Below are 12362 nucleotides of genomic sequence, written 5' to 3'. Positions count from 1 at the left end.
AGAGCTACGACTCTGGATATAACGCCCATTAAAAGAGGCGATTTTTACAAAAGGGATTACTAATGAATAAAACGCGTCTGTTTAAAAAGTCTATCATTGCAGTCACTATAGCGCTTGCCTCTCAGCAAGCAGTAGCTGCGGGCTTCCAATTAAATGCACAATCCGCTACAGGCCTAGGCCGAGCATTCGCAGGGGATGCCGTTATCGCCGATAACGCGTCTTCTATGGCACGTAACCCAGCAACAATGGCTCTTTTCGATGAAACCGCAATGTCATTGGGTTTTGTCACCATTACTTCTATGATTGAAGTGAAAGATGCTACTTATACGCAATCATATCTAGATGCAACGGGCCAACCAATGTCCTCTAGCTCACAGAGCGCAAACTATGATGATGCGGGCGGTACTTCAGTCGCACCAAATCTACATCTTATCGTTCCTGTAAATGATAAATTTGCTTGGGGTCTTAACGCATATACTAACTTTGGTACCAAAACAGAATTTGATAGCAGCTATGTTGCTGGAGAGTATGGTGGGTCAACTGATGTTAAAAGTTTCAATTTGGGATTGGCTGGCTCATATCGAATTAATCAACAATGGAGCGTTGGTGCAGGGCTCGATCTAGTCTATGGTTCTGGAAAATTTAGTCGAGCCATGACAACATCAGGAACAAAACTGGTTGACATAGACGCAGATGGATGGGGTCTAGGATTTAATCTTGGTACTGTGTACGAAATGAACGAAAATAACCGTTTCGGCCTCGCATATCATTATAGCCCAGAGCTAGAAGCTGATGGTGATGTTAACTATGCTGGATATACAGGCGCTTCAGGTTCAATTAATGATACCTTACTTATGCCTTTACCAGATATTCTAGAGCTTTCTGGTTACCACCGTATAGAAGATACTAAATTTGCAGTGCACTACAGTGTTCAATGGATAGGTTGGAGCTCTTTTGACAAACTCGAAGGAAAAACCAGCGGTACCATTAATACTTACGAATGGCAAAATGGTATGCACTACTCGCTTGGTGGTACATATTACCTAAATGAAGACTGGACTATACGTGCTGGTTACATGTATGACACTAGTGCGCAAGATGAAGTAACGTCAATATCCGTACCTGACTCTGATCGTCAGTGGTTCTCGACTGGTTTTACATACCACATAACTCCTAAGTCAAACATCGACTTTGGCTTTACTTATCTGTTAGGTGATGATGTAAAAGTATCAGAAAGCACTACTTTACCAACAGGCCAGACTACGCCATACCCTACTTACTTGAATACCAATATGGAAGCAACTACTCACGCAGATGCTATCCTAGTCGGCTTACAATACAGCCGTACTTTCTAAACTTAGCTTAGAAAGTATCATAGTTAAAAAGGGTCGGATTTCCGGCCCTTTTCTGTTTTTTCCGTCCAGTACCCAACGAAATTCAGCGTACAGCTGTATCGATATCGACTAGTTTCATACCACGCATGTACGCTGAAAAACACAATGGTCAGACCACATTGCCAGAATAAAATACCATATATTCTAATTAATAAGATTAAAGATTCAAACCTTAACAATTTTGTAATTTTCATTATTAAAGTAATTACTCCATTCGTAAAATACTCCACTGCAAAATGTGTTGTCTAACTAATTCAGTGAATATAATAATGAAATTAAACAAAACTCTTCTCTCGGTTGCTATTCTAAGTGGCATAGCAACATACAGTAGCAGCAGCCTAGCGGCAGGCTTTCAGTTAGCTGAATACTCAGCAACAGGCCTTGGTCGTGCTTATGCTGGTGAAGCCGCAATGGCAGACAACGCTGGTTCTCAATGGCGTAACCCAGCTTTACTAACCTACCTAGAAGGGACGCAAGTATCAGGTGGTGTAATCTACGTTAACCCTAATATTGATGTCTCCGGTAATGTTAGTTATGGCAACAACGACTACGATGTCAACACCAAAGATTATGCAGATGACGCGGTTATTCCCAATTTTTATCTTTCGCATAAACTGAACGACAAGATCGGACTAGGTTTAGCTTTAGGCACTAACTACGGTATGACTAGCGATTTAACTGGTGATTACGCAGCGAGCCATTACGGTGATAGCGCAGAAGTGATAACCCAAGAATTGAACCTAAACATTGGCTACCAACTAACCGAAGCTGTCAGTATTGGTGGTGGTATCCGTTATGTCATGGCAGAAGGCCACTTTGGCGCAAGCGCCCCTACACACTCTGCAGCTTCACAATATTTGGGTGTAGATACGTTAAAATATATGGAAGGTGATACGACAGAGTGGGGCTGGCAAATCGGTACTGTTTGGCAAGTAAATGACCACCACCGCGTCGGTTTTGCGTATAAATCAGAAGTTGACCTCAAACTGGAAGGAACCGCTACTGGGTATGGTTTTTTCGGAGACACTACGACAAGCGCTTCCGGTTACTTACCTTTAACGCTACCGGCAACTGCCGAAATTGCCAGCATGTACCAACTTTCAGAACAAACGACGATCACCGCAAGTATTAACTGGACAGATTGGAGCAGCTTCGACAAATTAGAGGCTACTGTAGATGGTATCGGTACATCTAATGTTAAAGACGAAGGCTGGGAAGACAGCTACCGCTTTGCTGTTGGTGCAGAATACCAAATCGATTCAAAATGGTTAGTTAGAACGGGGGTCGCTTACGATACTTCGGCTGTAAGTGATCAAAACCGTTCTGCAACTATCCCAGAGACTGATCGTACATGGCTTAGCCTAGGTACTGGCTATACATGGTCACCGCAACTCACCTTCGATGCTGCGTTTACTTACATTATTGCAAAAGACGCCACTATTAGTGAGCCAAGAGGCTATGCTGACGACGATACGGCCGCAGCCGTTGGCGGAACATTTGAAGGCAAAACGACGGGCAATGTTTGGTTGGTAGGTGTACAGGCTAACTATCGCTTCTAGTTAGATCATTATAAAAAATCCCCGTTCACTCGAACAGGGATTTTTTATACCAGTTGCATTATTGATGTAATCAAAATGCATTCGACCTAATAAGCTAATTTATGGATTTAATGCCGTTCGGTTAGTGCTAAATACTTCGTCATTCCCGTGAAAACGGGAATCTTGGCTGTACTAGACCCCCATTTTCATGGGGATGACGTCGGTTTTCGTCGGGATTACAGGTTTAAATGACCTTAACCGAACAGCATTAAATTTATGGACTAGGTTTTATTTAAAACTCTTCATCGAGATAGTCATCCAGGAAATCTTCCTCTTCCTCGTCTAGCTCTTCTGGTTCTATTTGAGCTTTATAATCTCGGCGCTGCAAATAAACATCTCGCGTAAATGCATATGGATCGGGTGACGCTTCTAGCATCTGTTCCTGTGAAACTAAAGCAGCTCGACTCTCTAACCCCTCAAGCGCCCATTTACCGACAGCTCCCCAAAAATTCAGATAACTAAGTGGTAAATACATGCTATCAACTGTATCCGTCAATTCACGAGTAGTCAGCGGCCCATAAGCTGGTACCATCAAATAAGGACCATTACCGACACCATAGTGACCTATAGCATCACTGAACGCTCTATCATCTTCTACTATGCCTGCGGCACCTGCGATATCAAATAAGCCTAAAATACCAAACGTAGAGTTTATCCAAAACCGATTGAAATGATTTACCGCTTCTTTCCCATTACCCATAATAAGGTCATTGATCATACTTGATGGTTCATCAAGGTTAGACAAAAAATTGGAGATGCCTGTGCGTATTGGTGTAGGGGTATACTCCACATAAGCGACGGCAATTGGACGAAATAAGTACGGATCGACAAAATCATAATTAAATGACCACATTGCCCGGTTAAAGCCTTCAATTGGGTCATTTGGATGCGGTTCATTCGCCAGCACCTGCTGGTCAACTTCTGTGTCTAGTGCTGCTTGCTCTGGCGTGGAAGAACAGCCTAGGAGCAATATGGTGAAAAATACAACCAACACACCTTTCAAGCGTGCTATAAACATAATGAAATACTTATCCTTAAGTAACAGAAAAGAGGCTAACAAACGTTAGCCTCTACATATTCGACCAAGGGTATATTAATACTGTTTATCGATCACTAATGCAACTTGATCTCCCATTTTCACCGCTTGGCTCTCACCATACCAATCACCTTCTTTGGTAGTAACATTTCCATCAGTATCGATACGCGCTTTTACGATAAGGCTATCTAGTTGCGATATACTTTGCCCATCCATCATGACATTTGCATCATCAAGAACGACGGTACGAGGAAAGGTTCCAATAGGATAACGAGCAGCCGCTACAGGAATTGGAGTACCGTTAGCATCGTGTATAGAGACAACGAGCACGCCTTGTTCAGGCAATTGAACGTTTTGATCAACCGTAATAGTGATAGGCACACTTGTCGTCGTAACCGCTTTACCTAGCATTTTTTCCGCATTTTCTATGCTTCTGTTTAGCATAGAGTAGCGGCTATCATCGGGACCAATCAGTTTCTGCATAGTACGCCAGAATCGAATCGACTCTTCATAGTTTCCTCTTTGGTAAGCATTAAATGCCAGCAAAGAATAAACACGTAAGTCAACATAGTCGTCTTGTAATAAACCAATAAGAATCGAACGAGCAAATTGCTGTTGCGCTTCATTGTCTGACATCATCAGAGACTGTGCATATCCGAGCCTTACATCAGGATCTTTTGGATCGAGATTATGGGCTTTCTCCATTGCACCTGTAGCCGTATCTGCATCTCTGTCAGCTAAAGCTATTCTACCTAACAACAGCCAACCCTGAGCATCATCTGGTTGATAGTGTAACCTTGTGCGAAGGGCTAATTTGAGATCTTTTAGTTCATCTTCAGATAACGAATCTTGCTCTGGTGACATCAGTTTTTGTGTCAGCGCAGGTAATTGCTCGTTAATATTTTGCCAATGAGACACCTTATCTAAGCTACCAAAGACCGAATATGTCGCGTATGAAATTACCGCTAAAAGCAAAGCAGAAGAGCCAAACACAGTCATGGGAGAAATAGTAAACGACCCGATTTTTTTCTCATCAGCCGGTATATCCTCCAATAACGATTGCTTTAAATCGACGATCAAGTCATCTTGATCGACAACCACACCAGCATCCGTTTCATCTTCAAGTTCTTCTAAACGATCTTTGTAAAAAGCTTTGTTCAGTTCATCTCGACGAGCATCATCATCAAAGTTTTGCTTTCTGAAAAGGGGTAGCGCAATAAAAGCAAAACCAGCAATAGTAAGAATAACGGTAGATAACCAAAAAGTTGTCATTATTGTTTATCTCCATTTTTTTCGTCTAGCAGTGCCTTCAAACGAGCCTCTTTTTTAGCATCCCATTCTTCTGATTGCGTCACTTTCTGTGTTTTCTTTTTACTATTAAATATGATCACACTAAACCCAAGTAAAACAACAAATAGAGGCCCTAGCCAAAGAATAGATGTCGCAACAGTGAACGGTGGTTTATAGGTAACAAAGTTGCCATAACGTGCAATCATGTAATCCACAATCTCATCCTTTGACTTGCCTGCCTTCGTCATCTCGTAGACTTTTACCCTAAGATCTTTTGCAAGTTCAGCGTTGGAGTCACTGATTGTATTGTTTTGACATTTAGGACAACGTAACGTTTGACTCAGCTCTTTAAACTGTTCTTCTTGCTTATCATTATCAAACTCGAAAACATCGATAGCTGAAGACGCCGTAAAAGAAATCAATAAAGAACTAAATAAAACCAACAATAGCTTTTTCATTATTTAGCTTCCTCAATCATCTGCAAATACATTGGTTCTAAAACTTCAGCCCAATTACCCAAAGTAACATTACCAACGTGACGATAGCGGATGATACCTTTAGCGTCGATAAGGTAGGTTTCAGGTGCGCCATAAACTCCAAGGTCAAGCCCTAACATTCCATCACCATCAAACAGACTGATTAGGTAAGGATTCCCCAAGTCATTTAGCCACCCGGTCGCTTTGTTTCGGTCGTCTTTATAATTTAGGCCTATGATTTTTACGCCTTTGGCCGCCAATTCATTCAATGTTTGGTGTTCTGCATAACAGGTTGGGCACCAAGTGGCCCATACATTCAATAATAAAGGCTCACCTTTAAACACGGCCTGATCGTATAATTTACCTGGTTCAGCTAAATCTTCTAGGCGGAACTCCGGTACAGGCTTACCGACAAGTACAGACTCTAACTTTGTAGGGTCCTCGCCTTCCGCATTACGTGCCAATTGGATAACAAAGACGACCACAAGTGCGGTAAACAACGCCAGTGGTATAAATAAAATTTTCTTATTCATATTAGGCCTTCACATCCTTAGACTTACTTCTGAAGCGGTAACGTTTGTCACTCATTGCGATTAAACCACCTATCGCCATAAAAATGCTACCCGCCCAAATCCAACGTATAAACGGCTTATAATACAATCGAACTGCCCACGAACCGTCATCACCTAGCTGCTCACCCATTGCAATATATAAATCGCGAGTAAACCCAACATCCAGCGCAGCTTCAGTCATCATAGACCCTGCGGTCTTATAGAACCGTTTCTCAGCATGCAATGTGTTGATGTATTTGCCATCTTGTGTGATTTCAAAATCCGCCACATAACCATCGTAGTTCGGACCATCTTTGTCTCTTAGCCCTTTGAAGTAAAAGTTATAACCTTCTATTTCAAAGTTTTCACCAGGTGCTAAGCGTACATCTCGCTCAACACTATAGTTTTGTGTCATAGCAATACCGATAACAGTAACTGCTAGTCCTAAGTGCCCAAGCACCATTGACCAATGGCTCTTTGGTAATTTTCTAACACCCACTGAAAAACTATGCCTATGAGTTGCACGTTGGTGAACCTCATAACTAAGCATTGTAATAATCCAAAGTGCCATCACCCAACCAAGATAAGCCATCCCAGTGAACTTCTCTCCCAGAAGTAAGACAAACACAGCGGCAAACACAAGTGAAATAACGCCACAGACCAAAATAGGCTTAATCAATGAAGATATATCATCACGCTTCCAACGAATGAGTGGTCCAATACCAAGGATGAATGAGAATGGAATCATCAGCCAAGTGAACAACATATTGAAGAAAGGAGCACCTATAGAAACTGACCCCAAACCTATCTGTTTGTGAACGAGTGGTAGCAAGGTCCCGACTAATACGACAACCAGAGCAGCAATGAGTAGGACATTATTAGCAAGCAGCCCATTTTCTCGTGAAAACAGCGCAAATTCACTACGGACACGAATAGCCGATCCCTTGATGGCGAATAATAATAATGAGCCACCGATAACAAATATCAGGAACCCTAGAATAAACATACCGCGAGCAGGGTCAGATGCAAACGCGTGAACTGAAACCAAAATACCAGAACGGACTAAAAAGGTTCCGAGCAGACTCAACGAGAACGCGGAAATAGCCAACAAAACTGTCCACGCTTTAAACGTGCCTCGTTTCTCTGTTACCGCTAACGAATGCATTAACGCCGTACCTGCTAGCCAAGGCATAAATGATGCGTTTTCTACCGGATCCCAGAACCACCAACCACCCCAGCCTAATTCGTAATAGGCCCACCATGAGCCCAACGCAATACCAAGCGTTAGAAAAACCCACGCTGCCGTAGTCCAAGGACGAGACCATCTTGCCCATGCCGTATCTAGACGTCCTGTCATCAACGACGCAATCGCGAAAGAAAAAGCAACTGAAAATCCAACATAACCCATGTACAACATAGGCGGGTGAATAATTAGACCTGGATCTTGCAACAATGGATTGAGATCGCGCCCGTCGATTGGGAAGAATGGCAACGTTCTTAAAAATGGATTAGAGGTAACAATAATAAATAGTAAAAATCCAACGGTAATTATACCCATTACCGCTAATACACGGCTAATTGACTCTTGCGGCATACCACGGCTAAGTGACGCTACTGCTACGGTCCAACCGGCTTGAATGAGTACCCAAAGTTGAAGCGAGCCTTCATGAGCGCCCCAAACGGCAGTGAGACGATAATACCAAGGGAGAGCAGAGTTAGAGTTGCTCGCTACATAACTGATAGTAAAATCGTTAGTGTAAAAAGCCCAGAGTAGGATACAAAATGAAAGCAATAAGAATGAAAACATACCCCAAGACAACGGTCGAGCTGTAGCCATTAACATAGAGTTTTGTTTAGAAGCACCAACCAAAGGTAAAATACTTAGAAGTACCGCAAACCCTAGCGAAAGAATAAGGGCAAAATGACCAATTTCAGCAATCATTTAATTATCGCTCCCTTTTAATTGCTCTTCTGAATACCCCATTGGCTCATGTACTTTTTCCATCGCTTCTGCTATTTCTGGTGGCATATAATCTTCGTCATGTTTTGCCAATACTTCAAAAGCTTCTATTGATGTGGCTGTTGTTAAAATACCCTGCGCGACGATACCCTGACCTTCACGAAATAGATCTGGAAGTATCCCTTCAAATTCTATCGTTACTTGAGGACCAACATCCGCTAATTTAAAGCTCACTTTCAATGATTCTGGATCTCGTTTAACTGAACCCTCTACAACCATGCCACCAATACGTAGACGTTGCCCTACCTCAGGTTTAGAACCATCTGGCTTACCATAGACAAGTTCTGTTGGCGTGTAGAATAAGTCCATATTTTGATTTAATGCGTAAAGCACTAGACCTACCGTTGCACTAATACCAAAAAACAGCGCTAACAATAGACCCATTCTTTTTTTACGTCTTGGATTCATAAAGTATTCTCCAAATTTCTCGCAGCTTCTATTCGGGCTTGGCGTTCTTGTTTATTTTTTACATCTAGTATAATTTTTTTACCCGTTTTCAAACTGCTAATCGTTAGAATTAATAGTGATAGGAAGGTCATACCAAATGCACCCCATACATAGCCGGCATAACCACCCATAGCGATTAGGTCACTAAAACTGTCAAAATGCATAACTATTATCTCCCTGCAATTAGCGTCTGCACCCAAGAACGATGACTCTCCTTGGATAAAATCTCATTTTTAAATCGCACTAAAGTCAATGTCACAAAAAAGAATAAGAAGCCAAAAATATTTAATAACAACGCCCAGAGCATATCTCCTGCTATAGACGGTTTTGCAAATTTGGTGATGGTCGCACCTTGATGAAGCGTATTCCACCACTCTACCGAAAAGTGAATAATCGGAAGGTTAATGACACCTACGATGGCCAAAATCCCCGCTGCTTTTGCGGCTGTTTTTTGATCATCAAAAGCATGATAAAGCGCGATTACACCTAGATACAAAAACAGGAGTACCAATTCAGATGTTAATCGTGCATCCCATACCCACCAAGCACCCCACATAGGTTTGCCCCAAATCGCACCAGTAAATAATGCGATAAAGGTAAATACAGCGCCGATAGGCGCCATTGCTGCAGCAGCCATGTTAGATAACCTAAGTTGCCATACGATACCAATAAATGCTGCGATTGCCATCGACATATATGCGCCCATCGACCAAATCGCGGCCGGAACGTGGATATAGATGATTCTGAAACTATCGCCTTGTTGGTAGTCAGAAGGCGCAAAAGCCAGCCCCCACACCGTCCCTGCACCTAAAAACAATACCGTCAATACTGCAAAATAAGGTAACAATTTATTACATAAATTATAGGTCACTTCCGGCTTGGAGTAGGGATGAAGCCATTTCCACATAGTGATATCTCGCTCTTGATTCGTGTTTTTATATTATGTTTTTTTACTGGGCTAAATTAAAGGCAGCGCAAAGGATGATCGTATTCTCTACCACTTGCAAAACAATACCCACAAAGAGGTAGTTTGTCGTGCTAATTCACACTAACTCTAAGTGCTGCGCTAATTGCAAATGGTGTTAGTGTCATCGAGCCCACAAGCATTGCTGCCATTATAGCCAATTGACCGTTATAAGGCATTCCTAGGCTAGCAGCGTCTATAGCTGACGTTGCAAATATCAATATAGGTATATACAGCGGCAGAATAAGAAGGCTCAATAATACCCCCTTTTTGTAAACCAACGGTCAACGCTACACCGATCGCACCGATAAAGCTTAACGTGGGCGTTCCTATTAATAATGTCAGCACAACCGTTTGCCAAGTATAAAAATCCAAGGACAACAACACAGCTAAAAGAGGACTAATCAAAATCAATGGCAACCCGGTTAGCAACCAATGCGCAATCACCTTCGAAATAACCACTAACTGAAGCGGTATAGGCATTAACATCATCTGTTCTAAAGAACCATCTTGAAAATCATCCCTAAACAGCCTTTCCAAGGATAATAAGGCTGAAAGCAATGCCGCTACCCAAATAATACCAGCGGCAATGCGTGCCAAAAGGTTTGGTTCTGGGCCAATGCTTAGTGGGAATAGTGTAATAACAATGATGAAGAACCACAGTGGGTTAAAAATGTCAGCTTGACGACGGAAAGCGATGAGCAACTCTCGACGGATAATCATTAACATAGGCTGAATCATATTAATCACCCAACTTAATTTTGCGAAGTTTTGACGATTCGGTAAACATATCTTGATGGGTCGTTAGCACTACAATCCCACCCTCTTCTGCGTGTTTCAGAAATAGGTTTTCCAATACTTTAACGCCTTGTTTATCAATTGCAGTAAGTGGCTCATCTAAAATCCACAATACTTGCTTACTCAACCATAACCTTGCTAAAGCGACTCTTCGTTGCTGCCCTGCAGAAAGCTGCGCAACAGGTACGTCTTCTCGTCCAGCAAGACCGACTTGTGCAAGAGCAGACCAGATTTTTTCTTTATCTATTTCAGATTGATGGATAGATTGATAAAAAGAAAGGTTTTCGAAGCCTGTCAGTTCACGTTTTATACCTGTCTGATGCCCCAAAAATAGTAAATCCTGATGGAAAAGGTCACGACTATTTACCGTTACCTGCCCATTCCAACTTATATCACCACTTTCGCAGTCGCCAAGCCCTGCGATAATTCTTAGTAATGTTGTTTTTCCGGTACCGTTACGGCCTTCAATTTGAACGATTTCACCTTTGCCAATTTTGAACGACAACTCTTCAAAAAGAATTCTTTCATCACGGATAGCGGTGAGATTTAAAACTTCTAACATGATTACTACTATATATAAATTTAAAGGCCATATTAGCATAAGCTTTATCAGCCTAAGTAGGGTAGAAATAACAAGAATTTAATTTAGCAGCTCACCGTGTGTCACATAATGACAAAATTCTTTATACAATGCGGACGTCTGTTGACTTTTCATACAGCGCGCACAAAAAAAGAGAAGCGAATACGCTTCTCTTTTTTAAACAAATAAAACAATTTCGATTCTTGAGTTAGGCATTGATTAACTATTTTTTATTGCTCCGCCGCATAGGGGGGACCATCTCTTTTCCTGAGATTTTATTTTGTAACGTCATCATTAATTCAGCTTCAGCTTTTGGTAATTCGCACTCTTCTATTAATTCGTCAACACCCGCGCCCAGCTGTACCATTTTACTTGCTCGAGAATAGAGGCGACTATCAGAATCAACATGTTCTAATTCCGTGATTCTTTCAGACAGATGCTGAATAGTGTCTTGTTGTTCAGACATTTTTTGCCCTAGGCCAATGACAACAGAGCGAACCTCTAGTAATTGATTATTCGCTTTAGTTATCTCTTTTTCTAGGCTTCTAACGGTTTGTCTCTGGTGCTCAAAACCATTTCGCAACCGCTTACCGTTGCGCAGGAAAACAGCACCCATGATGAGAATCAATAACAGACTCCCACCAATAAGTGCATAAAGCGTCATAGCATCTAGCTGCTCAATCATTACAGATGTGCCATCTCGTTCCATTCGTCATCAGAAAGAAGTTTATTAAGATCAACTAGGATTAATAGTTTACCATCACGGTTACTAACACCTTGAATAAACTTAGCACTTTCATCCGTACCTACACTTGGTGTGGTATCAATTTCTGATGAACGCAAATAAACCACTTCCGCAACACTGTCGACTAGAATACCAATAACTTGGCGTTCAGACTCAATCACAATGATACGTGTATTATCCGATATTTCGCCTTGCATAAGACCAAACCTAGAACGCGTATCGATAACCGTAACTACGTTACCACGCAGGTTAATGATGCCCAGAACATAATCAGGTGCACCTGGTACAGGGGCAATTTCAGAATAGCGAAGTACTTCTCTAACTTGCATTACGTTAATGCCGTAAGTCTCTTCTTCGAGTTGGAAAGTAACCCACTGAAGCACTTCATCATTTGCTTGATCTTTTTTTAAATCTACTTCATTCACTTGAGACATGTCTTATCCTCTTTGTGTCGCTATCGACA

General features: G+C 41.8%; 13 protein-coding genes and 1 pseudogene. 2 read left to right on the top strand and 12 right to left on the bottom strand.

The features are described from left to right. The first annotated feature begins 62 nt into the window (after positions 1 to 62). Positions 63 to 1355: an outer membrane protein transport protein gene (locus tag PGX00_RS06530; RefSeq protein ID WP_272133818.1), complete on the top strand. Its 1293-nt coding sequence runs from the start codon at positions 63 to 65 to the stop codon at positions 1353 to 1355. A gap of 308 nt (positions 1356 to 1663) precedes the next feature. Then, a complete protein-coding gene (locus PGX00_RS06525) occupies positions 1664 to 2953 on the top strand; it encodes an outer membrane protein transport protein (protein WP_272133817.1) in 1290 nt (429 codons plus the stop codon). A 271-nt stretch (positions 2954 to 3224) separates the two neighbouring features. Here the strand turns inward: PGX00_RS06525 and PGX00_RS06520 are convergent, their stop codons facing one another. The 12 genes and pseudogenes from PGX00_RS06520 to PGX00_RS06465 form a co-directional block, all read right to left on the bottom strand. Further along, positions 3225 to 4010 (bottom strand): MlaA family lipoprotein, encoded by a 786-nt coding sequence (locus PGX00_RS06520; protein ID WP_272133815.1) that lies wholly within the window; start codon positions 4008 to 4010, stop codon positions 3225 to 3227. A gap of 75 nt (positions 4011 to 4085) precedes the next feature. After that, positions 4086 to 5300: a c-type cytochrome biogenesis protein CcmI gene (ccmI, locus tag PGX00_RS06515; RefSeq protein ID WP_272133813.1), complete on the bottom strand. Its 1215-nt coding sequence runs from the start codon at positions 5298 to 5300 to the stop codon at positions 4086 to 4088. Beyond that, positions 5300 to 5776: a cytochrome c-type biogenesis protein gene (locus PGX00_RS06510; RefSeq protein WP_272133812.1), complete on the bottom strand. Its 477-nt coding sequence runs from the start codon at positions 5774 to 5776 to the stop codon at positions 5300 to 5302. Before PGX00_RS06510 ends, ccmI begins: the two co-directional genes overlap by 1 nt. Further along, positions 5776 to 6327 carry a DsbE family thiol:disulfide interchange protein gene (locus PGX00_RS06505; RefSeq protein WP_272133810.1) on the bottom strand — a complete coding sequence of 184 codons (552 nt, stop codon included), beginning with the start codon at positions 6325 to 6327 and terminating at the stop codon, positions 5776 to 5778. The genes PGX00_RS06510 and PGX00_RS06505 overlap by 1 nt, the downstream gene beginning before the upstream one ends. A 1-nt stretch (position 6328) precedes the next feature. Further along, the gene (locus tag PGX00_RS06500; protein ID WP_272133809.1) at positions 6329 to 8287 is read right to left on the bottom strand and encodes a heme lyase CcmF/NrfE family subunit; all 1959 of its coding nucleotides are present in this window, start codon (positions 8285 to 8287) and stop codon (positions 6329 to 6331) included. Further along, a complete protein-coding gene (gene ccmE, locus PGX00_RS06495; RefSeq protein WP_272133807.1) occupies positions 8288 to 8773 on the bottom strand; it encodes a cytochrome c maturation protein CcmE in 486 nt (161 codons plus the stop codon). Continuing rightward, positions 8770 to 8976: a heme exporter protein CcmD gene (ccmD, locus tag PGX00_RS06490; RefSeq protein ID WP_272133806.1), complete on the bottom strand. Its 207-nt coding sequence runs from the start codon at positions 8974 to 8976 to the stop codon at positions 8770 to 8772. Before ccmD ends, ccmE begins: the two co-directional genes overlap by 4 nt. 5 nt (positions 8977 to 8981) lie before the next feature. Continuing rightward, positions 8982 to 9719 (bottom strand): heme ABC transporter permease, encoded by a 738-nt coding sequence (locus tag PGX00_RS06485; protein WP_272133805.1) that lies wholly within the window; start codon positions 9717 to 9719, stop codon positions 8982 to 8984. Positions 9720 to 9850: 131 nt separating this feature from the next. Then, positions 9851 to 10517 (bottom strand): annotated as a pseudogene (gene ccmB, locus PGX00_RS06480) (heme exporter protein CcmB). Position 10518: 1 nt separating this feature from the next. After that, positions 10519 to 11136: a cytochrome c biogenesis heme-transporting ATPase CcmA gene (gene ccmA / locus PGX00_RS06475; protein ID WP_272133804.1), complete on the bottom strand. Its 618-nt coding sequence runs from the start codon at positions 11134 to 11136 to the stop codon at positions 10519 to 10521. 241 nt (positions 11137 to 11377) lie between these two features. Further along, complete coding sequence (locus PGX00_RS06470) at positions 11378 to 11770, bottom strand: DUF2802 domain-containing protein (RefSeq protein WP_407702383.1); 393 nt, start codon at positions 11768 to 11770, stop codon at positions 11378 to 11380. Positions 11771 to 11838: 68 nt separating this feature from the next. Beyond that, positions 11839 to 12333 carry a chemotaxis protein CheW gene (locus PGX00_RS06465; RefSeq protein WP_272133801.1) on the bottom strand — a complete coding sequence of 165 codons (495 nt, stop codon included), beginning with the start codon at positions 12331 to 12333 and terminating at the stop codon, positions 11839 to 11841. Positions 12334 to 12362 lie beyond the last annotated feature (29 nt).

Origin of the sequence: Vibrio algarum, assembly GCF_028204155.1 — a bacterium.
GTDB classification, from domain to species: Bacteria; Pseudomonadota; Gammaproteobacteria; order Enterobacterales; family Vibrionaceae; genus Vibrio; species Vibrio algarum.
Note: the sequence above shows the minus strand (reverse complement) of the source record. Positions and strands in the feature narration are given on the sequence as shown.